Below are 24,046 nucleotides of genomic sequence, written 5' to 3'. Positions count from 1 at the left end.
GCGACCGTCAGATTACCATTGGCGGTGCCCAGGCTCATGCCTGGACGTCAGCCAGCGGTGCGCGCACGCGCAGTACGGCGCTGAGCAGTACGTAGGTGAGCGACGCGGCCGCGATCCCCACCAGCGGTGCAACCCAGGGCGAGTTGAACGCCAGCAGCGTACCTACCGCGTACGCCGTCAGCCCGGGCCAGTTGAACGCGGGCAGGCGGGCATCTGCCAGGCGTGGGTACTGGCCGCGATAGCGATAGAAGAAGTCCGCCATGATCACCCCGCCAATCGGCGGGATCACCGTGCCCAACAGAATCAGGTACGGCACGAGCATGTCGTACATGCCCAGCAAGGCGAGCAGGGTGCCGATCACCGCACCGGCCAGGGTCACGGTTTTGCGCCGGCGGGTGCGCAGCAGGTTGCAACCGGCGACGGCGAAGTTGTAGATGGTGTTGTCCTGGGTGCTCCAGATATTGAGCAGCAACATGGCCATCGCCGCCATGGCGAAACCCTGCAACAGCAGGACTTCCACCACATCCGGTTGCTGATAGACGATGGCGCCGTAGGCACCGATCAGCACCATCAGGCCGTTGCCGATAAAAAAACCGATCAGGCTGGCCAGCACCGCAACCCTGGCCGAGCGGGAGAACCGCGTCCAGTTGGTGGCCTGGGTCGCGCCGCTGACAAAGGTGCCGAATACCAGGGTGATCGCCGTGGACAGGTCCAACTCGGCGGTCGGCACCACCGCCAGCAGGCCGTCCAGCCCGCCGACCTTCACGGTGGCGACCCACATCGACAGCAACAGCAAAAGGCCCATGGCGGGCACCGCGATATAGGACAGAATTTCCAGCCCGCGATACCCCACGTACGCGGTCGCACAGAACACCAGGCCAAACACCACCATCAAGGCCAGCACGCTGCCCTGGCTCAACGCGAAATACTTGCCCAGCACCACGGCGGCGGTGGCGGTGCCCCAGGCGTACCAGCCAATCTGGGTGAAACCGAGGATCAGATCACTGAGCTTGCTGCCGATTTCACCAAAGCAGAACCGCCCCATCAATACCGAGTTCAGGCCGCTCTTGAAGGCGATGTACCCCAGCCCCGCAGCGTATATACCCAACAGCAGGTTACCCAGGGCCACGACGCCGAGCATGCCGGTAAAGCTGAAGGCCACGCCCAGCTTGCCGCCGGCAAACATCGTTGCCGTAAAAAACGTGAACCCCAGCAGCACCATGGCCGTGGACGCAAGGCCCTTGCGCGCATGCAGCGGCACTTCACTGAGCGGGTAATCGTTGCCGGGTTCTTGCTGGGTCATGTGCCTTGCTCCCTGAATGATGACGCAGGCCTGTTGCACCGAGCGTGCCAAGCTTTCGGCAGCGGTGTATCGGCAGCCAAGCGCAGGGAGGGCGTCGGCGCGAGGGTTCCAGGTGGCCTATCAAGCGCGAAAGCAGTGCAGTCGTGAAACAAATTGGATCAGCTGCGGCCAGGCGAAAAAAAACCACCCGCAGGTGGTTCTTCAACGCTGGATCGCTTATTCGCCGCGATAAATGCAGCCGCTGGTGCACGTCTCATGGATGCGAATCGCGCTGAGTTCCGGCAGCAAGGGTTTCAATTCAACCCAGATCCACTTGGCCAGCACTTCGCTGGTGGGGTTTTCCAGGCCGGGGATGTCATTGAGGTAGTTGTGGTCCAGACGCTCGTAGAGCGGCTTGAAGATCGCCTTGATTTCCGAGAAGTCGCGAATCCAGCCGGTATGGGGATCCAGGTCGCCGCTCAAGTGGATCGCCACCTTGAACGAATGCCCATGCAGGCGCCCGCATTTATGGCCGTCCGGGACGTGGGGCAGGCGGTGGGCGGATTCGAACGTAAACTCTTTGAAGATTTCCACGGTATTTTCAGCTCGGTCAGGTATCTGGCAGGCGGCGAGTTTAACAGCTTGACCCGCCGCCGCGCATACCGCCGGGTCAAAGTGCTTGCAAACGCTCGCCCAGGCCACCGTTGTCCGCCAACTGCAGGAACTCATCGCCCAGCCGTCGACTCTCGCTCATTGCCGTCTGCCAGTAGGCGTTGCGGCTCGCGTCGTCGCCCATGAAGCGCTTGAAGTCGCTGCGGTCCGGCAATTTACCGTGGGGCAGGCGGGCCAGGTAGTCCCTTGACGGTGCCAGCAGCAGGACATCCTGCAACCCCTGTGGGTTGCTGCGCCGCCACGGCAGGCCTTTGTCGAACCAGCCCGGAATGACGCGGTCGGTGAAATGCGGGTACAGCACGATATCGTCGCCGCAGTAGGGCAGGTCGAGGTGGTAGTCCAGCAGGCCGCCGTCGCGGTAGGTGCCAACGCCTGCGCCGGGCAGGTCGCGCACGCCTTGCATCACCATGGGAATCGAGCCGGATGCCAGCAGCGCCTGGCGCAGGTTGCCCATTTGCAGTTCAAGGAAGCGCGACGGGAAATCCTCCAGCGCGTGCACCGGAGGCGCCTGGCGGGGATCGTGGATGATCAGGCGTTCGAAATGCCGCGACAGTCGTGCGCGGCCGCGCAGGTTGTCGGCAATCACCGATGACAGGCCCAGGCCCAGCCGGCCTCGATGGTCATCGGCGAGCAGGCCATGGCTTTTCACCACCATGATGTTCAGGCGGTAGTCGGGGTGGTTCAGCACCTGTGCATCACGGCCGGCCAGCAGGTCGTCGAGCATGCGCCGGCAGCTCTGGCTGACTTCGGCCATGGTCACGCCTTTGGCGAAACGCTGTTCGTTGTACAGGCGGCCCAGGTCGAGCAAGCCTTGCACCGGGTCGGGCAGGCAAGCGCTGGCAAACCGCCAGGAACCGATGGACGCACCGATCAGCGCGCGCTCCCGAGGCATGCGCGCCAGCCAGTCGCCGAACAGCGCCAGGTCCAGGCCCTGGATGCCCAGCGCCTTGGGGCCTCCGGCCGCACCCGGGAGAATGCCAACGTCGGCAGGTGCAAGACCTTGCTCGCGAATGCGCGCAAAGGCGCGTTTGCCGGCCCTGAGCGTCAGGGCGGGGAACTTGATGTGAATAGCGGTCATACCGTTCTCTGTCAGAGCGATTGCAGGAGCAAGCGCACTTCTGCGGGAAATTGCCATGGTGGCAATTCAGTTTCAATTAAGTTGCCGCGCGTACCGTGATCATTCGTAGGAAAAACATCCTGAAACGGAGACTTATCATGAAGCGCCTCACAGCGCTGGTCGCCGCCGGTATCATTGCGTTCTCGGTCACGCCGGCCTGGGCAATGGACCCCGACAAACCACTGAAATTGCCTGGCACTGTTACAATTGTCGCCTTCGATCAGCTTGAAGCCACCGCCTTGGGCTTGCATCCGGGGTCGACCTTGCTGGGCACCGACCTGGACGAGGAATACGGCAAGTACATCTACCAGATCGAGCTGGAAGATGCCCACGGCCTTGAATGGGACGTTGAATTGGACGCGCTCACCGGGCACGTTCTCAAGAATCATCAGGACACGTAATGACGCTATATCGACGCGCCGGTAGTCTGGTGCTGCTGGCGCTCTTGGCCTTTTGCTCAAGCCTGGCCGCTCGCGACCTCAATCAGGATGAAGCCTTGGCGCTGCGGCAGCAGGGCGTGATCCTGCCGCTGGAGCTCCTGTTGCATAAGGCGATGTCACGCTACCCGGGAGGCCGGCTGCTGGAGGCGGAGTTGGAGCTCAAGCATGGCCAATACGCCTATGAAGTGGAACTGGTGACCACCGAAGGCGTCGTGCGCGAAATCAAGCTCGACGCCACCAACGGTACCTTGATCAAGGATAAGGAAGACTGATGCGCCTGCTTTTGGTGGAAGACAACGTCCCGCTGGCCGATGAGCTGCTGGCCGGCCTGCAGCGTCAGGGCTATGCGGTCGATTGGCTGGCCGATGGACGCGACGCGGCGTACCAGGGCCGCAGCGAGCCCTATGACCTTATCATCCTCGACCTTGGCCTGCCGGGCTTGCCGGGGCTCGAGGTGCTGGGGCAATGGCGCGCGGCAGGCCTGGCCACGCCGGTGCTGGTGCTGACGGCGCGTGATTCCTGGGCGGAACGCATCGAGGGGCTCAAGGCCGGTGCCGATGATTACCTGAGCAAGCCTTTTCACCCCGAAGAGCTGCACCTGCGCATCCAGGCGTTGTTGCGCCGGGCCCACGGGCATGCCAACCAACCGACCCTGCAGGCCGCCGGTCTGCACCTGGACGAAGGCCGCCAGTGCGTGCTGCGCGACGGTGACGAGATCCAGCTCACGGCCGCCGAGTTCCGCCTGTTGCGCTATTTCATGCTGCACCCCGAACAGATCCTGTCCAAAAGCCATCTGGCCGAGCATCTCTATGATGGCGAGACCGAGCGCGATTCCAACGTGCTGGAAGTCCACGTCAACCATCTGCGGCGCAAACTGGGACGCAGTGTGATCGAAACCCGGCGCGGCCAGGGTTACCGGTTTGGCGCCAGCCCTGCATGAAGTCGATCCAGCGGCGCTTGAGCCTGGGGTTGATCAGCGTGATGGTGATCGTCGGCGTGGTGCTGGCGCAAACCAGCCTGTGGCTGTTCGAGGCCGGATTGCAGCGCTATCTGGAGGCCGGGCTGCGCAACGACAGCGAGAACCTGCTGGTAGCGCTGGTGCGTGGACCCAACGGTGTGCAGCTGGATGAGCAGCGCCTGTCACCGGCCTATCAACGGCCATTCTCGGGGCACTATTTCCGCATTGATTTTGCCGACACGCACTGGCGCTCCCGCTCATTGTGGGACCAGGAGCTGCCGACGCTTCCCGAGGCCGGTCTCAAGGGCAACCTGCAACTGGGGCCTGAAGGCCAGAAACTGTTGGTATTGCGCTCGGACTACAAACGCTTCGGCCAGTCGATCTCCATCAGTGTGGCGCAGGACTACACGCCGGTGCGGGAAAGTTTCCGCCTGATGCGCCAGATCGGCCTGGTACTGGGGCTGGCGGCCTTGCTGGTGGTGTTGGTATTGCAGCGCATCACCGTACGCCGCGCCTTGCGCCCGCTGGAAACCGCGCGCAATCAGATTGCTCAGTTGCAACAGGGCCAGCGTTCGCAACTGGACACCCAGGTGCCGGCGGAGCTGGAGCCGCTGGTGGCGCAGATCAACCATTTGCTGGCGCACACCGAAGACAGCCTCAAACGCTCGCGCAATGCCCTGGGCAACCTGGGGCACGCGCTGAAGACCCCGTTGGCGGTGATGCTGAGTGCCGCGTCAAGCGAGGCGCTCAGGGATCAGCCGCAGTTGAGCAAGTTATTGCGCGATCAGCTTGAACAGGTGCAGCAGCGCCTCAACCGCGAGCTCAATCGCGCGCGCCTGGCCGGTGAAACCTTGCCGGGGGCGTTGTTTGACTGTGAAAAGGAACTGCCGGGGCTATTGGCCACCCTGCGCATGATCCACGGCGAACACCTGGACCTCAGCTACCACGTCGCCCCGGGCCTGCAACTGCCCTGGGACCGGGAAGATTTGCTGGAGCTGCTCGGCAACCTGCTGGACAACGCGTGTAAATGGGCGGATGCCGAAGTTCGACTGAGCGTGAGTGAGGCGGCGCACGGCTATCGGTTGGCGGTCGAAGACGATGGCCCGGGCATTCCGGAGATCCAGCGTGAGCAGGTGTTCAGCCGTGGCGCACGCCTGGATGAACAGATTGATGGCCACGGCCTGGGGCTGGGCATTGTGCGCGATATTGTTGAAGTGTGGGGCGGGGTGCTGCAGTTGCAGGAAAGTGAGCTGGGTGGGCTCAAAGCGCTGATCGAATTGCCCAGGCGGTAGTGCCAATCTAAAACTGTGGGAGGGGTGGTGCGACGATTCGACTTGCCCCCCCGTTGCTACTTGTCAGCCTATGACTATCTTACTGATGCTCCACAATTCAATGTGGGAGGGGGCTTGCCCCCGATGGCGGCCTCTGGGCTAACCCGGCGTCCTGCCGGGTTGCCCACGGATTCAAGCCTGCGTTCGGCCAGCGTGGTTTGACGGGGCGCCTGAGATCAAAAGCAGATCAAGATCAAAAGCGGCTCGCTTCGCATCGTGGTTAGGGTGGGGGCATCGCCGTCTGTAGGAGCGAGCTTGCTCGCGAAAAACTTACAGGCACCGCGTTCATTCAGAAAGCACGCGTTATCGTTGACGTTTTTCGCGAGCAAGCTCGCTCCTACATTGGACCAGCGTCGTTACACCCGGAACTGATCCATCAACCCCTGCTGCTGATTCGCCAGGTTGTTCAACGCCCGGCTCACGCGCGCCGATTCATTGGCTTGTTCCGACAGCGACTCGGTCACGTCGCGAATCGTCGCCACGTTGTTGTTGATCTCCTCGGCGACGGCGCTTTGCTCTTCGGCGGCGCTGGCGATTTGCAGGTTCATGTCGCTGATCACGGTGACGGCGTCACCGATCTGGCGCAGTGCGGTGACCGCCTGGCCGACTTGCTCGACACTGCCTTGAGCCTGACGATAGCTGTTGCCCATGGCACCGACGACTTCCTGGGTGCCGCTTTGCAATTGCTCGATCACGACGCGGGTTTCTTCCACCGATTCCTGGGTGCGTCGTGCCAGGTTGCGCACTTCGTCGGCCACCACGGCAAAACCCCGGCCGGCCTCACCGGCGCGGGCGGCCTCGATGGCGGCATTGAGCGCCAGCAGGTTGGTCTGCTCGGCGATGCCGCGAATCACTTCCAGCACCGAGCCGATTTTTTCGCTGTTGCTCGCCAGGCCTTCAACCTGGGTCATGGCAGTGCTCATGTCAGCCGCCAGCAGGCCGATGTTGCTGGTGGTCTGATCGATCACGGTCAGGCCGTCGCGGGTGGACTGGTCGGCATCGCGGGCCGCTTGCGCTGCCTGGGCTGCGCTGCGGGCGACGTCCTGGGCGGTGGCGCTCATTTCGTGGGAGGCCGTGGCCACCTGGTCAACCTGACGATACTGCTGCTCCATGCCGGCGCTGGTTTCGCTGGCGATCGCGGCGGATCGGTCGGCGGTGCCACGGGCGTCCTGCACCGATTGTTTGACCTCGGCGATGATCGGCTGCAGCTTGTCGAGGAAACGGTTGAACCAGCCGGCCAGTTGGCCCAGTTCGTCCTGTTTGTCGTAGGCCAGGCGGCGGGTCAGGTCGCCTTCGCCGCTGGCGATGTCCTCGAGCATATGTGCTACGCCGAGGATCGGCCGAGTCACGCTGCGCGCCATCAGCCACACCAGGATCAAACCGACCACGGCGGCCAGCAGGCCCAGGCCAAGTTCGAGCAGGGTGCCTTGGGTATTGTCGGCATCCAACTGGGCCTTGAGCGCCTCGGCCGGCGCCACCAGGACTTTTTTCGGTACGTCCAGCAGCACGCCCCATGGCTTGCCGTCCGGGATCGGGGCAAAGGGCGCCAGCACTTTGAGTTGGTGGTCGGTGCGCAGACTGCGGATCTGTGTGCCGCTCGCCAGGGCACTGATCAACTGTGCGCCGCTGTCGGGGTCGACCTGGTCCAGGCGTTGACTGAGTTTGCTGGCGTCCGGGCTGTAGCCCGCGAGCAAGCCGGTGGGGCTCAGAATGCTGACGTGGGCCTGGCCGTCGTAGAGCTTCTGGCTGGCCTGTTGGCTCACGGCCTGCAAGCTGTTGAGATTGATGTCCACCGACAACGAGGCAATGACCTTGCCGTTGACCATCAGCGGGAAGACGATGCTGGTCATCAGCACGTTCTGCCCGTCGATCACATAAAAGTAAGGTTCGATCACGCAGGGCTTGAGGGTGGTGCGCGGGCAGGTGAACCAGGCGTTGGCTTTTTCGCCGCTGGGGCCGATGGACGTGTCGGTCATGTCGCTTTCGGGCAGCGCCATGGAGGTGATTTTGCCGGGCGTCGGCTGCGACCAGTACAGGGCGAAGCGGCCTTTGTCGTTACTGCCCAGCTCCGCCTGGTTGGCGAACAGCTCATCCTTGCCATCCAGCGCATTGGCTTCAAATACCAGGGACAAACCCAGCAGGTCGGGGTTGGCCTGCAGCGCGGCGCGGACCTGACGAGTCAGGTCTTCGCGGGTGTCGAAGGCATCCAGGAAGCGTTTTTCCGCCTGTTCGCGCAAAAACAGCACCTGGCGGGAAAACCCATGGCCGTACTGGTAGGCATCCATGAACTGCTGGCGAATGCCCAGCGCCTGCACTTCACCTTGCGCCTCGATACGCGCCAGGGCGGCTTCATCGAGCATCTGCATGCTGGACGCCTTGACCTGCTCGGAACTCTGCGCCATTCGGTACAGCGACAGACCCACCAGCAGGGTCACGATCCCCAGCAGGCACAGGCCCGCGAGCAGGGTAATTTTCCATTGAATGGAGAGCTGCCTGAGCGACATCGGGACATCCTTACATGAATACACATAGAGACACCGTTATCGGCTGCGCGCGTTTTTTCTTTATTCAAACAGTCAATTTAAACCTGCCCGGGGTCACAGCTTTTTGACATGGCCGGCCGGCTGCTGCAAAGTGCGGGCCCTCTAATAAGACCTCTTTGAGCCCGTACGCCGGCAGCGCCTTCAATGGCCGCTGCGGCGCGGGCATGCCTGTCTTTTATGTTTCTGTCTTGAGGTAAACATGATTAACGCTGTTATCGCCGCGGTCGGCACCATGCTGGTGCTCAGCCTGTCCCGTGTGCATGTGGTCATCGCCATTATTGTGGGCGCCCTGGTGGGCGGCTTGACCGGAGGGCTGGGGATCGACGCCACGCTCAAGGCGTTTAACAGCGGTTTGGGCGGCGGTGCGACGGTGGCTTTGTCCTACGCCTTGCTCGGCGCTTTCGCAGTGGCGATTGCCAAATCCGGCCTGGCACATGCCTTGGCGGACAAAGCGCTGCTGCTGGTCGATCGCCAGGAAGCCAGCGGCGGCAACCACGTCAAATGGCTGCTGATCGGCCTGCTCGGGGCAGTGGCGATCGCTTCACAGAACATCCTGCCCATCCACATCGCGTTCATCCCGCTGCTGGTGCCGCCGCTGTTGTATGTGCTGACCAAGCTGCAACTGGATCGCCGCCTGATCGCTTGCGTCATGACGTTCGGCTTGATCACGCCGTACATGTTCCTGCCGGTGGGCTTCGGCAATATCTTCCTCAACCAGATCCTGCTGGCCAACGTGGCCAAGAGCGGTGTGGACATCAGCCAGGTCAACGTGACCCATGCCATGAGCTTGCCCGCGCTGGGCATGGTGGTCGGGCTGCTGGTGGCGGTGTTTATCAGCTATCGCAAAAAACGCGTGTACGACCTGGAGAAAATCGAGCGTGTCGAGCAGGTGGCGGTGCAGTACAACCCATTGACCCTGCTGGTGGCGGGCCTGGCGATTGCCTCGGCGTTCATCATTCAACTGTGGCTGGACTCGATGATCATCGGCGCGTTGGCCGGGTTCCTGATTTTCTCGGTGTCGGGCATCGTGCGCTGGCGCGAGACCGATGACCTGTTCACCGAAGGCATGAAGATGATGGCGATGATCGGCTTCATCATGATCGCCTCGTCGGGCTTTGCCGAAGTGCTCAAGGCCACCGGTGATGTGCGCTCCCTGGTGGAAACCTCGGCGGCGTTCATCGGCCATAGCCGTGGAGTCGGGGCGTTGTTGATGCTGCTGGTGGGGCTGTTGGTGACCATGGGCATCGGTTCGTCGTTTTCCACGGTGCCGATCCTGGCCGCGATTTTCGTACCGTTGTGTGTGCAACTGGGCTTCAGCCCGGTGGCGATCGTGTGTATCGTCGGCACCGCCGGCGCGTTGGGCGACGCCGGTTCACCGGCCTCCGATTCCACACTCGGCCCGACCTCCGGCCTGAATATCGACGGCCAGCACCATCATATCTGGGACACCGTGGTGCCGACTTTCCTGCACTACAACCTGCCGCTGCTGGCGTTTGGCTGGCTGGCGGCGATGACGCTCTGACATCAGCTCCCTCACCTCACTGTAGGAGCGAGCTTGCTCGCGAAAAACGCCCAGATAACGCGTTCATCCAGAATGCACGCGTTATCGTTGACGACCTTCGCGAGTAAGCTCGCTCCTACAGAAATGACGCATTTGGCCGCTAACCTCTCAAGTCGCCCCTAATAAGAGAGAAAAGCCATGCGTCTGAGCCTCAAGGCCAAAGTCCTGTCCCTTGCCGTCGTGCCGGTGTTGCTGTTCGCCCTGGTCATCAGCCTGACCACCGTGTGGATGCTGCAGGGCCAGGCGCGCAACGAGGTGGATGAAACCCGCCAGCGCCTGCTCAACGATGCCAAGGCTACCCTGCAGGGTTATGTCGAAGTGGCCATGACCACCATCAAACCGCTCTACGACGCCGCTGCCCCCGGCGATACGGCGGCGCGGGCGCAGGTGGTCAAGTTGCTGTCCAACACCGGCTATGGCAAGGACGGCTACTTCTTCGGCTACGATTCCGAGACCATCCGCCTGTTCAAGGGCAACAGCCCGGACGGCGTGGGCAAGAGCTTCAAGGATAACCGCGACCCCAACGGCGTCTACGTCAACCGCGACCTGGTCAAAGTCGGCAAGGATGGCACCCACTACCTGCAATACAGCTCGACCCAGCCCGGCCAGACCGAGTTGGTGCCCAAGCTCGGTTACACCGAATACCTGCCCAAGTGGGACATGGTCATCGGCACCTCGGTCAACCTGGATGGCATCGAAGCCCAGGTCGCAGTGGTCGAGGCCAAGGTCCACGCGCGCATGGAGGGCGTGCTGTTGAGCATTCTCGGTTTGGCCGCCGTGGTGTTGCTGGTGATCGCCGCTGTCGGCCTGCTGGTGGCCAACACCATTCTGCGCCCACTGAGCCTGATGAAGGCCAACCTCGACGATATCGCCGCCGGCGAAGGTGACTTGACACGCCGCCTGGCCATTACCAGCCAGGACGAACTCGGCGACCTGGCCGGCGCGTTCAACCGCTTTGTCGACAAGATTCACGGCCTGGTCCGCCAGATCACCGAAATGACCGCGCAACTCACCGGCCTGGTGAGCCAGGTGTCCGAGCAAGCCCAGCGTTCGGAAACCGCCATGGAGCGTCAGCGTCACGAAACCGACCAGGTCGCCACCGCAATCAATCAGATGTCGTCGGCCGCCCATGAAGTGGCGCGCAGTGCCCAGGGCGCCGCCGTTGCCGCGCAGCAGACCGATGCCGAGGGCCAGGCCGCCAAGCGCGTCGTGGACGGCAGCATCGCGCAGATCCATGCGCTGGTGAGCGATATCCGCAGCAGCGGCGTGTCCCTCGACAGCCTGCAGCAGGATGTGTCGTCGATTGTCAGCGTACTCAGTGTGATCCGCTCGATTGCCGAACAAACCAACCTGCTCGCGCTGAACGCGGCGATTGAAGCTGCGCGTGCCGGGGAGGCAGGGCGGGGCTTTGCCGTGGTTGCCGATGAAGTGCGCGCCCTGGCCAGCCGCACCCAGACCAGCACCCAGGAAATCCAGGGCATGATCGACCGCCTGCAAAAAGGCACCGAAGCCGCCGTGGACGCCATGCGCCGCTCCAGCGATGCCGGTGACGGCACCTCGGCCCAGGCCAACCAGGCCGGAGCATCGCTGGACACCATGGCGCAGTTGATCGGCACCATCAACGCCATGAACGCGCAGATCGCCAGCGCCGCCGAAGAGCAAACCGCCGTGGCCGAGGAAATCAACCGCAGCGTGCACCAGATTGCCGTGGCGGTGGACAGCGTGGCCGATGAAACCCGACTCGGCGCCCAGACTTCCCGCAGCCTGGCGGATTTGGGTCAACGCCTGGGGCAGTTGGTCGGTCAGTTCAGGATCTGATCACTCCAGGCTTGGCTCCACCGCTTTTTTACGCGGCAACGCGTGAGAGGTTCACAGGCTGTACGGCATCAGCTCATCTGGATCAATGTCTTGAGGATGGTGCTTTCGGTTGAGATGGTTTTTGCGTTCGCCTGATAGTTGCTCTGGGCCTTGATCAGGTCGACCAACTCGTTGGTGAGGTTGACGTTGGAGTTTTCCAGGGCGTTGGCCTTGATCGAACCCAGCGTACCGGTTTGCGGGGCGTCGTAACCGGGTTGGCCCGAAGCGAAGGTCTCTCGCCAGGTCGTACCGCCGCCAGGCTGCAGGCCTTGTTCGTTGTTGAAGCTCGCCAGCGATATCTGGCCGACAGCCTTGCTCTGCTGGTTACTGAACGTGGCGAACAGTACGCCGTTGCCGTCGATTTTAAGGCCGGTGATCTGGCCGGTGGCATAGCCGTCGGTGAACGGCGGGTTGCGATAAGTGGCCGAATTGTATTGGGTGGTGTTGGCGATGTTGATGGCGATCCCGGTCGGATTGGCAGTCGCGCCGTTTGCTTTCCACACACCTCCCGTCACAGTGCCAGGGACCCAGCCGGTAATGGTCAGGATTTTATCGGATACGCCTGCGGTTACCACGCTGGTGAGCCTGCCTGCACCGTCAAAGGTCAACGTCGACGGCACCGGTGGGGTCGATGGCGTGCCGGTTGGCGCCGAACCATCAGGGTTGCGACCGTCAATCAAGGTGTAGGCGTTCCACTTGTTGCCGTCGGTTTTCACCAGGTACTGCACCATCGGGTGCGCGTTGCCCTGGGCGTCGTACAACGTCGTGCTGTATTGAGTGGTAAAGGTGCTGGTGTCGGTCGGGTTGAATGGCTTGGCCGCCTGGTCGATCACCCGTTCCGAGGCGTTCAGGTTACTGGTGGAGTCCACCTTGGTGGAGGCCTTCGGCGGCAGGTTCGACAGGTTCAGTTGCAGGTCGGTCAGGCCACGCTTGATAATCTTGCCATCGGCATCCGCCGCGTAGCCTTGCAGGCGCGAGGTGCCCGTGTTGTTGGTGATGTAGCCGTCTTTGTCGGCACGGAAGGCACCGCTGCGGGTGTAGGCCAGCGAACCGTCGCTGCCTTTCTGGACGAAGAAACCACTGCCCTGAATCGCCATGTCGAGGATGCCGCCGCTGCCGTTGACGTCGCCTTGAGTGAACTGCTGAGACACGGTCGCCAGGTTCACCCCGTTGCCGATGCTGTTCTGGCCGGTACCCAGTTTGGAGGCGGCATAGATGTCGGCGAATTCCGCACGGGAGGACTTGAAGCCTGTGGTCGCGACGTTTGCGATGTTATTGCCCGTCACGTCCATCTGCTTGTTGGCGGCGTGCAGACCGCTAAGGCCAGTATTGAAAGACATATCAACTCCTTGGGGTGCCGTTGCTGTTCAAGGCGGGGAAGGGCTGAGTGTGTACAACGCGCATGGATGTTTGTGGGAGGTTGTGTGGAGAGAGGGTGGAGGCCTGGATTTATTTACCCGGCGCGACGTCAGAGGTCGCGCATCAGCACGATTGATCTGCGTCTACCCTTGCAACAAAGATGGCACTCGCAGCGCTGGCAGCGGACTAAGCAGCAGGGCGCACATGCGCGCTCTGCTTTTCTGACATGGATCGGACATGAATCAAACCAATCTGCAATTCAAAACCTTGTTGTTACTGCTGGCCCTGGTCACGGTCGCCTTTATCTGGATATTGCTGCCGTTCTACGGCGCGGTGTTCTGGGCGGTGATCCTCGGCATCATCTTTGCGCCCATGCAGCGCCGCCTGCAGCAGCGCTTTGGCTGGAACCGCAACCTGACGTCCCTGACCACCTTGCTGGTGTGCCTGGTGATCGCGATTTTGCCGGTGATCATTACCAGCGCCTTGCTGGTGCAAGAGGGCGCCACGCTCTATAAAAACGTCGAAAGCGGCAAGTTGGATGTGGCCGGTTATATCGAGCAGTTCAAGCATTTCCTGCCGCCGTATTTCCAGCACCTGCTGGACCGTTTCGGCATGGGCAACCTGGAAGGTCTGCGCGAGAAGGTGGTCAAGGGCGCGATGCAGGGCAGCCAGTTCTTCGCCTCCCAGGCATTCAGCTTCGGCCAGGGCACGTTCGATTTCCTGGTGAGCTTCTTCATCATGCTGTACCTGCTGTTTTTCCTGCTGCGCGACGGCCCGGAGCTGGTACGCAAGGTGCGCACGGCGGTGCCGCTGGCCGAGCCGCAAAAGCGTCGCCTGCAACTCAAGTTCAACCGGGTGGTGCGGGCTACGGTCAAGGGCAACGTGCTGGTGGCTGTCACCCAGGGTGCGCTGGGGGGCTTGATCTTCTGGTTTCTGGATATTCCCAGCGCGTTGCTCTGGGCGGTATTGATGGCGTTTCTGTCCCTGCTGCCTGCGGTGGGCGCCGGGATTGTCTGGGGACCGGTGGCCGCGTACTTCCTGTTGAGCGGTTCGATCTGGCAGGGCGTTGTGCTGGCCTTGTTCGGCGTGTTCGTGATCGGCCTGGTGGACAATGTGCTGCGCCCGATCCTGGTGGGCAAGGACACCAAGATGCCGGATTACCTGATCCTGATCTCGACCCTGGGCGGGCTGTCGGTGTTTGGCCTCAATGGTTTCGTGATCGGGCCGCTGGTCGCGGCGCTGTTCATATCCTGCTGGGCGTTGTTTGTCGAAACCAAGCCACGCGTCAAGCTGCCGCTGCCCTAGGCTTCAAGCCTGTAGCCGGCTGCCAGCTGGCGTTGCATCTGGGCGTCGGATAATGAGGTGAGCGGGCCGCTGATGGGCTCGCCATCGCTTACCACGTACCAGCAGGCGAGCAGGCCCCGCTTGCGAAGAGGGGCGGGAACGGCGCTGCCGATGACGGACATGATCTGAACAGTGGGCATAAGTACCTCCAAATGTTATGGGGGTCACCTTACGGTGCGCCGGCGCCAAGGAAAAATCACCTGGCTCGATAGTCGACATCAATGCCAGGCGTCAGTCCACCACCTGATCGAGCATGTGCACCACTTCCTGTTCGCTGAGCAAGCCTTTGCGCACCAGGCTTTCGGCCAGCAATGCCAGGAACTTTGCGCTGCGGTGGCCTTCCAGGTGCTTGAGTTCGGTCAAGGCGCTGTAGACCTTACTGGACGTGCAGAGGCCAGCGGTGCGGTGCGGATTTTGCGTGGGCATGGTCCATCGTCCTTAATTGTTATTGAGTGGACAGAATCAATACTGAGACGGCTTGGTGACACAAACATGACAGCGTTTGTATGAGTCGATCAAGAGGCGATCCCAACCTGATGATGTGGGATCGGCGCTCAAGCATTGTCCTCACAACGACCTTGGCAGCATAAATCCAGACTTTGCCGCAAAAAAAGGCCCCGCGTGTGGGCGAGGCCTGTGGCGTGTGCACCGATCGGCGGTTACCAGCCGTGGCGATAGTAGCCGTGGGGCGGGCCATAGTAGCCATAACCCCGTGGCGGGCCGTAATAGACGGGCGCCGGGCGGTAATAGACCTGTTGCTGCACGTACACCGGTGGTGGCGGCGCGTAGTAGACCGGCGGCGGAGCGGCATACACCGGCTGCGGCTGCACGTACACCGGTTGTTGCTGTACATAGACCTCACGAGGCTGGCTGGCAACCACGGAGCCGACGACGGCTGCACCGACAATCGCACCCAACACGGCCGGGCCGCCCCACCCACCACCGTGAGCGGAAGCTTGGCCTGCCATAGCGAGTGCGCCAATAAGCAAAGCAATCCTGGGGACTTTACGCATCATGATCTTTCCTCGGTTAGCCCCTGCGCTTGTGGTCTGCAATCAATAGACTCAAGGATTGTCGCGGGGATACTTTTAAGACAACGTATTTCTAAAAAACAGCACAGCCAATAGGTAAAGGTTGTGTAAGGTCTGTACCGATTTGCTTACCTCAAGGAGTTACCCATGCAGATGCACCCCAACAAGGACACCCGGCTGTGCATGTCACTGTCGGCACGTCCCGGAAATTTCGGCCTGCGTTTCCATAACCATCTGTATGAGCAACTGGGCCTGAATTTCTACTATAAAGCCTTCAGCAGCCAGGACTTGCCTGGCGCGATCGGCGGCATACGAGCGCTGGGCATTCGCGGCTGTGGCGTGTCCATGCCGTTCAAGGAAGCTGCCATCGCTTTAGTGGACGAACTTGACGATTCGGTTCAAGCCATCGATTCGTTGAACACCATCGTCAACACCGATGGCCGTCTCAAGGCCTACAACACCGATTACATCGCCGTTGAGCAACTGCTGAAAAAGCATCAGGTGCCCAAAGATTCGAGCTTCGCCCTGCGCGGCAGCGGCGGCATGGCCAAGGCCGTGGCCAGTGCCTTGCGCGATGGCGGTTACGCCAAGGGTGTGATCGTGGCGCGCAACGAAGCGGCGGGCAGGGCCCTGGCGCAGAACCTGGGGTACGCATGGCAGGCTGAGTTGGGAGAGTTACGCCCGCAACTGCTGGTGAATGTGACACCGATCGGCATGAGCGGCGGGGCCGAAGCGGATCAGCTGGCATTTGCGGCCGAGGCCGTGGATAACGCCGAGACGGTGTTCGATGTCGTCGCGATCCCTGCTGAAACACCCTTGATCGTGCGTGCGCGGGCCAAGGGCAAGCGGGTGATTACCGGGCTTGAAGTGATTGCGATCCAGGCGCTGGAGCAGTTTGTGCTGTATACCGGCGTGCGCCCTACGCAGGAGCAGTTCCAGGCGGCGGTGGCCTTCGCCCGGAGCTGACGCCTTGTAGGAGCGAGCTTGCTCGCGAAAAACGTCAACGATAACGCGTGTTTTCTGAATGAACGCGATGCCAGTGAGTTTTTCGCGAGCAAGAGCTAGGCGTCCCCATCGCTCCTACAGACGGTGGTGTGCGCTTAACTAATTGGCATTAGCGCAAGATTGAATCTCGTCAGGCCTGTTCCAACTGTGTCAGGCGTTCTTCCAGGGCGGCAATCCGCGCTTCCAGCTCTTCAATGCGGTCGGCGCCGACGGCCCCGCCGCCACGCTCCATCTGGTTCCCGCGCGCGGCAATAATCGCTTCGATATCCGCCGGGTCGCCCAGCGCATGGGTATACCGATCTTCGCGCTGCCCCGCCTGGCGCGGCACCAACACCGCCAAGCCGCGGGCAATCAGGCGTTCCAGCTGATGCACCACTTGCTCGGCGTCTTCAAAGTCATGCATGCGCCCGCTGCGCGTCAGCAACTCATTGACGGTCTGCGGCCCGCGCAGGAACAACAGCCCGATCAGGATGACCTGCGCCGGTACCAGTTCCAGCGCCTTGTCGACGCGGTGTTCCCAGCGGTCGGCGCGGCTGCCCATGACCAGCCGGGTAAAACCCTGGCCTTCCAGTACGCGCAAGCTTTGGCCAACCTGGCCCTGGCTGAGGTTGGTCACCGGTTCGCGGCTGGTCTTCTGGTTACACGCCAGCACCAGGGCGTTAAGGGTCAGGGGGTAGGTTTCCGGATTGGTCGCCTGCTTCTCGATCAGGCAGCCCAGGACGCGGATTTCCGTGCTGTTCAGGCGCGGCTCAGAAGTGTCGGTGTCGTGCTCGGCGGTCATCGCGCGTTCCCTATGCAGTGAATCCACTAGCCTAAGCCGGAAAAAATAAAAGACAAGCGGCAGGCATGGCTATAATCGTCGCTGGTTCCAACCCTGCCATTACCGTGAGACTGACATGACTATTTCCCTGTATGCCGCTTCCATCCCAGTCTTCAAGCAAATGCTCAACGCCCTGAGCGATGTGCTGAACAAGGCCGAAGCCCACGCCAGCGCCAAAAACATCGAGCCGAACGCCTTGCTGCAGGCGCGCCTGTTCCCGGACATGTTCCAGCTGGTGCGCCAGGTACAGATCGCTGTCGACTTCGCCAAAGGTGTCAGTGCACGCCTGGCCGAGATTGAAGTGCCCAAGTACGAAGACAGCGAAGTCACCTTCGCCGACCTGCAAGCGTTGATCGCCAAAGTGCTGGCCTTCGTCGACACCATCAAGCCTGAGCAAATCGACGGCAAGGAAGGCATCGAGATCGTCACCCGTCCGGGCACCCCGAAAGAGAAGCGCTTCAGCGGCCAGTCCTACCTGCTGACCTACGGCCTGCCGCAGTTCTTCTTCCACGTCACCACCGCTTACGCCTTGTTGCGTCACAACGGCGTGGAAGTGGGCAAGCGTGACTACATGGGCGCTTTCTAAGCCTGTGACATGATCGTTCCCACGCTCTGCGTGGGAATGCCGCCCTGGACGCTCCGCGTCCGGCTCGTTGCGCAATGGCTGGTGTTCAAGCCGGCTGTGCATCCTTGTCCAAACACGCCGCTGCGGTGAACAACACATCGGTGGACGAGTTGAGCGCGGTTTCCGCCGAATCCTGCAATACGCCGATGATGAAGCCGACAGCCACCACCTGCATGGCAATCTCACTCGGAATGCCGAACAGACTGCACGCCAGCGGAATCAGCAGCAGCGAGCCGCCGGCCACGCCCGAAGCCCCGCAGGCACAGATGGCCGCGACCACGCTGAGCAGTACGGCGGTGGGCAGGTCCACGGCGATGCCCAGCGTATGCACGGCTGCCAGCGTCAGTACAGTGATGGTGATTGCCGCACCGGCCATGTTGATCGTGGCACCCAGGGGGATCGACACCGAATACGTGTCTTCATGCAGGCCCAGGCGTTTGCTCAACGCCAGGTTCACCGGAATATTCGCCGCCGAGCTGCGGGTAAAGAACGCGGTGATACCGCTTTCGCGCAGGCACAGCAGCACCAGGGGGTAAGGGTTGCGACGCAGTTTCCAGAATACGATGGCCGGGTTGATCACCAGCGCCACAAACAGCATGCAGCCGATCAATACCACCAGCAGATGGGCATAGCCGAGCAGGGCGCCGAAGCCGGAGGTGGCCAGGGTCGAGGCGACCAGGCCGAAGATCCCCAGCGGCGCGAAGCGGATCACCATCCGTACGATCAACGTTACGCCATTGGACAGGTCGTCGAGCACGGTGCGGGTGGTGTCGCCTGCATGGCGAATGGCAATGCCCATGCCGATGGCCCAGGCCAGGATGCCAATGAAGTTGGCATTCATCAGCGCGCTGACCGGGTTATCCACCACGCTGAGCAGCAGGCTTTGCAGCACCTCGCCGATACCGCCGGGGGCGCTGACGGTGGCGTCATGGGTAGCCAGGACCAGGGAAGACGGGAACATCATGCTGGCAACCACCGCGACCACCGCAGCGGCAAAGGTACCCAGCAAATACAGAAACAGGATCGGTCGGATATGGGTTTCCTGGCCGTGTTTATGATTGGCGATGGACGCCATCACCAGCACGAACACCAGGATCGGCGCGACGGCCTTCAGGGCCGCGACGAACACTTTGCCGATAAAGCCGGTGGCCTTGGCGGCCTCTGGCAGCAACAGGGCCAGCAGAATGCCGGCGATCAGGCCGATGATGATTTGGGTGACCAGGCTGACGCGCATTAAACGTTGCAGCAGAGAAGGGGCAGCAGTCATAAACGGTTGTCTCTAGTTTTTTTAGTGGGCACAGCATTGCAGGGAGAAAGTACTGTAGGAAGCAGGCGCAAAGTCTAGCATGCTGTAGGACGAGTCCCGTTTGCTGCGTCATTGCGTCACCGCCACCGTCGGATTTGCCAAATCGCGCCCACAGTGTGCTCAGGGCAGGGCGGTAAACAGTTCGCGTCGGGCGCCTTCGGTAATCGCCACGATGCCCGGGTGCTTGACCTTGCGCTCCACCGAGATGGCGTAAAACGATTCGGTCACCGCGTCGGTCTGGCCGATCAGTGCCACGCCGTACTGGCGCACCACCTCATCGGCGATCACGCTGGGGGCGATAAAAATGCCGCTGCCGGATTGCCCGAATGCCTGCATCAAGGCGCTGTCGTCGAACTCGCCGATGATCCTGGGCTGAATCTGCTGATCGGCGAACCAGCGCTGCAAACGGCTGCGCACCACGGTCTCCGCGCCGGGGATCAACAACGGTGCGCCGTGCAAACACGCCGGGAACGCGCCGCCATGTTGCTCGGCCAACGCGTGGGTGGCAAAAAAGCTGATGCCGCATTCCCCCAGCTTCTGGCTGTAGCCCTTGATGTCCAGGTGAGTAGGCATCGGGCTGTCGGAAATCACCAGGTCCAGGCGCTGGATCGCCAGGTCGGCCAATAACCGTTCGAGTTTGTCTTCACGGCACGTGATGCGGATCGGTTCGCTCAGCTCCATGGTGGGCGCGATCAGGCGGTACACGATGGACTTGGGCACCACGTCCGCCACCCCGACGCGAAACACGATCTGCTGCTCATTGGGCTGCGCGCGCAGCATCGCCTCCAATTCATTGCCGGTCTGGAACATCTGCTCGGCGTAGGGCAGGGCCTGGCGCCCGGTTTCGGTCAGCTCCAGCTGGCGCCCTACGCGCTGAAACAGGGCGATGCCAAAGGTCTGTTCCAACAGGCTGATCTGCCCGCTGATGGTTTGGGGCGTAAGGTTCAGTTGTTCGCAGGCGCGCACAATGCTGCCCGTCTTCGCCACCACCCAAAAGTAATGCAACTGTCGATAATTGAGCATCACCGTCTACACTTCGTAAAAACCGAAGTATACCTGAGAAAAATACGAATTTTTCTGAACTGTTCATCTGCATAGAATGCCTCGCTATCGCGGGGCCACTATTTGGCCCCAGGGGTTCTAACGAGGAATACATCATGAAACTCAATTCCCTGGGCGCGGCGTCGCTGCTTGCGCTTTCATTGGTGATGATCAGCGGTTGTGATCAGGTCGAGAAAAGCGCGCAGCAGGTGCTGGGCAAGGCCACCGAGTCGGCCAAGCAAGCCATCGATGACACCCAGAAGGCCGCCGAACAGGCATTGAGTGAAGCGACCCAAGGCTTGATCAGTCCGCAGAAAAAGGACGACCCGGCAGAAAAAGACGCTGAATCGAACACCCAAGAAACCTAATTTCCCAGCACAACGTCAGGACTGACCTATGGATTATCTTTTACAACTGGCCGCCAGCCCCACCGCGTGGATCGCGCTGGCCACCTTGATCGTCATGGAAATCGTGCTGGGCATCGATAACCTGATCTTCATCTCGATCCTCACCAACAAACTGCCCGAGCAGCATCGGGCCAAGGCACGGCGCATTGGCATCAGCATGGCGCTGATATTGCGCCTGGGCTTGCTGAGCACCATTGCCTTTATCGTGCAGCTGACGGCGCCGGTGTTCGAAGTGTTCGGCCAGGCCTTTTCGTGGAAGGACATGATCCTGATCGCCGGTGGCCTGTTCCTGGTGTGGAAGGCAACCACCGAGATCCACCACAGCATGGACCCGGCGCCCGAAGAGAAAGCCAGCGTTGGCAATACGGTGGCCATCGGCTTTGCTGCCGCCATCGGACAGATCCTGCTGCTCGACCTGGTGTTCTCCATCGACAGCATCATCACGGCAGTGGGCATGACCGAACACTTGCCGATCATGATCATTGCCGTGGTGACCTCGGTCATCGTGATGCTGGTGGCGGCCGAACCCTTGGCCAAGTTCATCAACGACAACCCGACCGTGGTGATGCTGGCCCTGGGTTTCCTGATCATGATCGGCATGACGCTGATCGCCGAAGGCTTCGGCGCCCATGTGCCAAAAGGCTACGTGTATGCGGCCATGGCGTTCTCGGCGGCGATCGAATGCCTGAACATTGCCCGACGTAACCGGCACGCGCGTTTGTTGGCAGCCCGGCAGTAACGCTTGACCTGAAAAGCCGGCCGCGTTCATTAGAGCGCGGTTGGCTTTTGGCTATCTGGTAGAATTTTCCTACACGATAGCTAGAGGTTTCCCATGAGCGAGCAGATTCGACTTACGCAGTACAGCCATGGTGCGGGTTGCGGTTGCAAGATCTCGCCTCAGGTGCTGGAGGTGATTCTGGCCGGCAGTGGCGCACAAAACCTCGATCCCAACCTCTGGGTGGGCAACGCTTCACGCGATGATGCGGCGGTGTACGCCATCGACGACGAACGCGGCGTGGTCTCCACCACGGACTTTTTCATGCCGATTGTCGACGATCCCTTCGACTTCGGGCGCATTGCCGCCACCAACGCCATCAGCGACATCTACGCCATGGGCGGCGACCCGTTGATGGCTATTGCCATTCTTGGCTGGCCGGTGAATGTGCTGGCGCCGGAGATCGCCCGCGAAGTGATCCGCGGTGGCCGTGCGGTGTGCGACGCTGCGGGCATTCCGCTGGCGGGTGGGCATTCCATTGACGCGCCGGAACCGATCTTCGGCCTGGCCGTGACCGGCATCGTGCAAAAACGCCATATGAAGCGCAACGACACCGCCACCGCAGGGTGCAAGCTGTACCTGACCAAACCCTTGGGCATCGGCATCCTCACCACCGCCGAAAAGAAGGGCAAATTGCGCGAGGCCGACATCGGCCTGGCCCGCGACTGGATGTGCACCCTCAACAAACCCGGTAGCCGCTTCGGCAAGCTGGCCGGGGTGACTGCGATGACCGATGTCACCGGTTTCGGCTTGCTCGGACATCTGGTGGAAATGGCCGACGGCAGCGGCCTCACGGCCCGCATCGAATATGCAAAAGTCCCACGCTTGCCAGGCGTCGAATACTACCTGGACCAGGGCTGCGTACCCGGTGGCACCTTGCGCAACTTCGACAGCTACGCCAGCAAGGTCGGGCGCGTGCAGGAACTGCACAAGCGCGTGCTGTGCGATCCGCAAACCAGCGGTGGCTTGCTGATCGCCGTCACGCCCGAAGGCGACGCCGAGTTCCACGCGGTGGCCGCTGAACTGGGCCTGGTCCTGGAGTCCATTGGCGAACTGCTTGAGCGACAGACCAACGCGGTAGAGGTGATTTGATGGCGACTGATATCACCGATTACCGCGACATTTTCCTCAACGACCGGCCGATGATGGATACCCGCGCGCCGGTCGAGTTCACCAAGGGCGCGTTCCCCGGCGTGGTCAACCTGCCGCTGATGACCGACGAAGAGCGCCAGCGGGTCGGCACCTGCTACAAGCAGCAAGGCCAGCAAGCTGCAATCGTGCTGGGCCATGAGCTGGTGTCGGGGGCGGTCAAGGCCGTGCGTATCGAGCAATGGGCACAGTTCGCCCAGGCCAATCCACAGGGCTACCTGTACTGCTTTCGCGGCGGGTTGCGCTCGCAGATTGTGCAGCAATGGCTGAAAACCGAAGCGGGTATCGAGTATCCGCGTGTCGGTGGTGGCTACAAGGCCATGCGTACTTTCCTACTGGATACGCTGGACCAGGCGACTGCTCAATGTGATTTTGTGCTGCTCGGCGGCATGACCGGCACCGGCAAGACCGAAGTGCTCGGTCAGTTACGCAACGCCCTGGACCTGGAAGGCCATGCCAACCATCGCGGCTCCAGCTTCGGCAAGCGCGCCACGGCGCAGCCTTCCACTATCGACTTCGAAAACCGCCTCGCGGTGGACGTGCTGAAAAAACGCGCGGCGGGCATCGAACAGTTCGTGGTCGAGGACGAGAGCCGCATGATCGGCAGCTGCGCGCTGCCGCTGCCGTTACACAAAGGTATGCAGGCATTCCCGATGGTGTGGCTCGAAGACAGCGTTGAAGGTCGCGTCGAGCGCATCCTGCGCGATTATGTGGTCGACCTGTGCGCCGAGTTCATTGAGGTATTGGGTGAAAATGGCCAGGCACTCTTTGCCGAACGTCTGACCCAAAGCCTTGCCAATATCCATAAGCGCCTGGGCGGCGAACGCTTTCAGCGGCTGCAGGCGATTTTGCAGGACGCCCTGGCGGAACAGGCACGCAGCGGGGCAGTGGACCTGCACCGCGTGTGGATCGAAGGCTTGTTGCGCGAGTATTACGACCCGATGTACGCGTTTCAGCGTGAAAAGAAAGGCGCGCGGATCGAGTTCGCCGGGGAGCAGGGGGCGGTGGTGGAATACTTGCGTGAGCGTGGTGTTCGGCGCAGTTGATTGGCAGGTTTCAAAGACGCCTTCGCGGGCAAGCCTTAAGGGTTTTTTGTAGGGGCGGCTACCGACAGCGCACCTACGCCAGCAAAGCCTGGCTACTGCCGGTGGCGAGCAAGGTGCAGGCGCGTTCGCAGCTGTATGCGCGGCAATATGCCGGGTGCAAGGATGAGTTGGGTCGAGGGTTCTGGAGCCAGTTCTGGCATTGGTTGTAAAGCACTGCGCTGGATGCATGCAAATCAAAATGTGGGAGGGGGCTTGCCCCCGATGGCGGAGTGTCAGCCACTGATGTTGCGACTGATGTACCGCTATCGGGGGCAAGCCCCCTCCCACAGTAGATGGCGGTACGGCGACGGCCGCGAAAGGGTCGTCAGCCCACTTGA

At 61.5% G+C, this 24,046-nt stretch carries 24 protein-coding genes and 2 pseudogenes; 15 read left to right on the top strand and 11 right to left on the bottom strand.

Features of this window, described 5'->3' with window-relative positions:
* Nucleotides 1-34 precede the first annotated feature (34 nt).
* From codB to J1G34_RS13960, 3 genes are all read right to left on the bottom strand, one after another.
* Nucleotides 35-1,303 (bottom strand): cytosine permease, encoded by a 1,269-nt coding sequence (codB, locus tag J1G34_RS13970; protein ID WP_122483469.1) that lies wholly within the window; start codon nucleotides 1,301-1,303, stop codon nucleotides 35-37.
* A gap of 216 nt (nucleotides 1,304-1,519) precedes the next feature.
* Nucleotides 1,520-1,876 carry a 6-carboxytetrahydropterin synthase QueD gene (queD, locus tag J1G34_RS13965; RefSeq protein WP_065884039.1) on the bottom strand — a complete coding sequence of 119 codons (357 nt, stop codon included), beginning with the start codon at nucleotides 1,874-1,876 and terminating at the stop codon, nucleotides 1,520-1,522.
* A gap of 76 nt (nucleotides 1,877-1,952) precedes the next feature.
* Nucleotides 1,953-3,032, bottom strand: a complete 1,080-nt coding sequence (locus J1G34_RS13960) for a patatin-like phospholipase domain-containing protein (protein ID WP_065891817.1) — start codon at nucleotides 3,030-3,032, stop codon at nucleotides 1,953-1,955.
* 137 nt (nucleotides 3,033-3,169) lie between these two features.
* Between J1G34_RS13960 and J1G34_RS13955 the strand changes: the two genes are divergently transcribed.
* Genes J1G34_RS13955 through J1G34_RS13940 form a run of 4 tightly spaced genes read left to right on the top strand, consistent with a single transcriptional unit; the run spans nucleotide 3,170 to nucleotide 5,761 of the window.
* The gene (locus J1G34_RS13955; RefSeq protein ID WP_065891818.1) at nucleotides 3,170-3,472 is read left to right on the top strand and encodes a PepSY domain-containing protein; all 303 of its coding nucleotides are present in this window, start codon (nucleotides 3,170-3,172) and stop codon (nucleotides 3,470-3,472) included.
* Nucleotides 3,472-3,783: a PepSY domain-containing protein gene (locus J1G34_RS13950; RefSeq protein ID WP_057726271.1), complete on the top strand. Its 312-nt coding sequence runs from the start codon at nucleotides 3,472-3,474 to the stop codon at nucleotides 3,781-3,783. Before J1G34_RS13955 ends, J1G34_RS13950 begins: the two co-directional genes overlap by 1 nt.
* On the top strand, nucleotides 3,783-4,451 hold the full coding sequence (locus tag J1G34_RS13945) for a response regulator transcription factor (protein WP_065884046.1): 669 nt from the start codon (nucleotides 3,783-3,785) through the stop codon (nucleotides 4,449-4,451). The genes J1G34_RS13950 and J1G34_RS13945 overlap by 1 nt, the downstream gene beginning before the upstream one ends.
* Nucleotides 4,448-5,761: a sensor histidine kinase gene (locus J1G34_RS13940; protein WP_128875600.1), complete on the top strand. Its 1,314-nt coding sequence runs from the start codon at nucleotides 4,448-4,450 to the stop codon at nucleotides 5,759-5,761. The genes J1G34_RS13945 and J1G34_RS13940 overlap by 4 nt, the downstream gene beginning before the upstream one ends.
* A 395-nt stretch (nucleotides 5,762-6,156) precedes the next feature.
* On the opposite strand, the gene J1G34_RS13935 is transcribed toward J1G34_RS13940, so the two are convergent.
* Nucleotides 6,157-8,304 carry a methyl-accepting chemotaxis protein gene (locus J1G34_RS13935; RefSeq protein ID WP_222994206.1) on the bottom strand — a complete coding sequence of 716 codons (2,148 nt, stop codon included), beginning with the start codon at nucleotides 8,302-8,304 and terminating at the stop codon, nucleotides 6,157-6,159.
* 241 nt (nucleotides 8,305-8,545) lie between these two features.
* Between J1G34_RS13935 and J1G34_RS13930 the strand changes: the two genes are divergently transcribed.
* From J1G34_RS13930 to J1G34_RS27650, 3 genes and pseudogenes are all read left to right on the top strand, one after another.
* Nucleotides 8,546-9,865: a Na+/H+ antiporter family protein gene (locus J1G34_RS13930; RefSeq protein ID WP_163002846.1), complete on the top strand. Its 1,320-nt coding sequence runs from the start codon at nucleotides 8,546-8,548 to the stop codon at nucleotides 9,863-9,865.
* Between the two features lie 177 nt (nucleotides 9,866-10,042).
* A pseudogene (locus tag J1G34_RS27655) lies at nucleotides 10,043-10,864 on the top strand (cache domain-containing protein); the annotation flags it as partial.
* 36 nt (nucleotides 10,865-10,900) lie between these two features.
* Nucleotides 10,901-11,722, top strand: coding sequence for a methyl-accepting chemotaxis protein (locus J1G34_RS27650; RefSeq protein WP_371914185.1), 822 nt, complete (start codon nucleotides 10,901-10,903; stop codon nucleotides 11,720-11,722).
* A 68-nt stretch (nucleotides 11,723-11,790) separates the two neighbouring features.
* On the opposite strand, the gene flgE is transcribed toward J1G34_RS27650, so the two are convergent.
* The gene (gene flgE / locus J1G34_RS13920) at nucleotides 11,791-13,101 is read right to left on the bottom strand and encodes a flagellar hook protein FlgE (protein ID WP_222994204.1); all 1,311 of its coding nucleotides are present in this window, start codon (nucleotides 13,099-13,101) and stop codon (nucleotides 11,791-11,793) included.
* A gap of 256 nt (nucleotides 13,102-13,357) precedes the next feature.
* On the opposite strand from flgE, the gene J1G34_RS13915 reads away from it, so the two are divergent.
* Nucleotides 13,358-14,425, top strand: a complete 1,068-nt coding sequence (locus J1G34_RS13915) for an AI-2E family transporter (protein WP_065891825.1) — start codon at nucleotides 13,358-13,360, stop codon at nucleotides 14,423-14,425.
* On the opposite strand, the gene J1G34_RS13910 is transcribed toward J1G34_RS13915, so the two are convergent.
* The 3 genes from J1G34_RS13910 to J1G34_RS13900 all read right to left on the bottom strand — a co-directional run bounded on the left by J1G34_RS13910 (nucleotide 14,422) and on the right by J1G34_RS13900 (nucleotide 15,477).
* Nucleotides 14,422-14,604: a hypothetical protein gene (locus J1G34_RS13910; RefSeq protein ID WP_065884060.1), complete on the bottom strand. Its 183-nt coding sequence runs from the start codon at nucleotides 14,602-14,604 to the stop codon at nucleotides 14,422-14,424. The two genes, J1G34_RS13915 and J1G34_RS13910, sit on opposite strands and share 4 nt — an antisense overlap.
* A 91-nt stretch (nucleotides 14,605-14,695) precedes the next feature.
* On the bottom strand, nucleotides 14,696-14,890 hold the full coding sequence (locus J1G34_RS13905) for a hypothetical protein (RefSeq protein WP_057726255.1): 195 nt from the start codon (nucleotides 14,888-14,890) through the stop codon (nucleotides 14,696-14,698).
* A 233-nt stretch (nucleotides 14,891-15,123) separates the two neighbouring features.
* Nucleotides 15,124-15,477 carry a hypothetical protein gene (locus J1G34_RS13900; RefSeq protein ID WP_065884089.1) on the bottom strand — a complete coding sequence of 118 codons (354 nt, stop codon included), beginning with the start codon at nucleotides 15,475-15,477 and terminating at the stop codon, nucleotides 15,124-15,126.
* Between the two features lie 165 nt (nucleotides 15,478-15,642).
* Between J1G34_RS13900 and J1G34_RS13895 the strand changes: the two genes are divergently transcribed.
* Nucleotides 15,643-16,461, top strand: a complete 819-nt coding sequence (locus J1G34_RS13895; protein ID WP_065884062.1) for a shikimate 5-dehydrogenase — start codon at nucleotides 15,643-15,645, stop codon at nucleotides 16,459-16,461.
* Nucleotides 16,462-16,630: 169 nt separating this feature from the next.
* Here the strand turns inward: J1G34_RS13895 and J1G34_RS13890 are convergent, their stop codons facing one another.
* On the bottom strand, nucleotides 16,631-17,281 hold the full coding sequence (locus tag J1G34_RS13890; protein ID WP_065896554.1) for a YceH family protein: 651 nt from the start codon (nucleotides 17,279-17,281) through the stop codon (nucleotides 16,631-16,633).
* A 115-nt stretch (nucleotides 17,282-17,396) separates the two neighbouring features.
* Here J1G34_RS13890 and J1G34_RS13885 point away from each other — a divergent pair, with 115 nt between their 5' ends.
* Nucleotides 17,397-17,906: a DUF1993 domain-containing protein gene (locus tag J1G34_RS13885; RefSeq protein WP_057726249.1), complete on the top strand. Its 510-nt coding sequence runs from the start codon at nucleotides 17,397-17,399 to the stop codon at nucleotides 17,904-17,906.
* 85 nt (nucleotides 17,907-17,991) lie between these two features.
* Here the strand turns inward: J1G34_RS13885 and sstT are convergent, their stop codons facing one another.
* Entirely contained in the window at nucleotides 17,992-19,212 is a 1,221-nt protein-coding gene (sstT, locus tag J1G34_RS13880) for a serine/threonine transporter SstT (RefSeq protein WP_065896553.1), read from the bottom strand.
* 159 nt (nucleotides 19,213-19,371) lie between these two features.
* Nucleotides 19,372-20,274, bottom strand: coding sequence for a transcriptional activator NhaR (gene nhaR / locus J1G34_RS13875; protein WP_065937400.1), 903 nt, complete (start codon nucleotides 20,272-20,274; stop codon nucleotides 19,372-19,374).
* 134 nt (nucleotides 20,275-20,408) lie between these two features.
* Between nhaR and J1G34_RS13870 the strand changes: the two genes are divergently transcribed.
* From J1G34_RS13870 to J1G34_RS13850, 5 genes and pseudogenes are all read left to right on the top strand, one after another.
* On the top strand, nucleotides 20,409-20,660 hold the full coding sequence (locus J1G34_RS13870) for a hypothetical protein (protein ID WP_065891830.1): 252 nt from the start codon (nucleotides 20,409-20,411) through the stop codon (nucleotides 20,658-20,660).
* A 28-nt stretch (nucleotides 20,661-20,688) separates the two neighbouring features.
* On the top strand, nucleotides 20,689-21,438 hold the full coding sequence (locus J1G34_RS13865) for a TerC family protein (protein WP_065884069.1): 750 nt from the start codon (nucleotides 20,689-20,691) through the stop codon (nucleotides 21,436-21,438).
* 93 nt (nucleotides 21,439-21,531) lie between these two features.
* Nucleotides 21,532-22,566 (top strand): selenide, water dikinase SelD, encoded by a 1,035-nt coding sequence (gene selD / locus J1G34_RS13860; protein WP_065891831.1) that lies wholly within the window; start codon nucleotides 21,532-21,534, stop codon nucleotides 22,564-22,566.
* Nucleotides 22,566-23,669: a tRNA 2-selenouridine(34) synthase MnmH gene (gene mnmH, locus J1G34_RS13855; protein ID WP_065896552.1), complete on the top strand. Its 1,104-nt coding sequence runs from the start codon at nucleotides 22,566-22,568 to the stop codon at nucleotides 23,667-23,669. The genes selD and mnmH overlap by 1 nt, the downstream gene beginning before the upstream one ends.
* A 53-nt stretch (nucleotides 23,670-23,722) precedes the next feature.
* Nucleotides 23,723-23,878, top strand: a pseudogene (locus J1G34_RS13850) (transglycosylase SLT domain-containing protein); the annotation flags it as partial.
* Between the last annotated feature and the right edge of the window lie 168 nt (nucleotides 23,879-24,046).

Origin of the sequence: Pseudomonas sp. Wu6, assembly GCF_019891515.1 — a bacterium.
GTDB classification, from domain to species: domain Bacteria; phylum Pseudomonadota; class Gammaproteobacteria; order Pseudomonadales; family Pseudomonadaceae; genus Aquipseudomonas; species Aquipseudomonas orientalis_A.
This window is presented reverse-complemented; position numbering and strand designations above follow the sequence as displayed.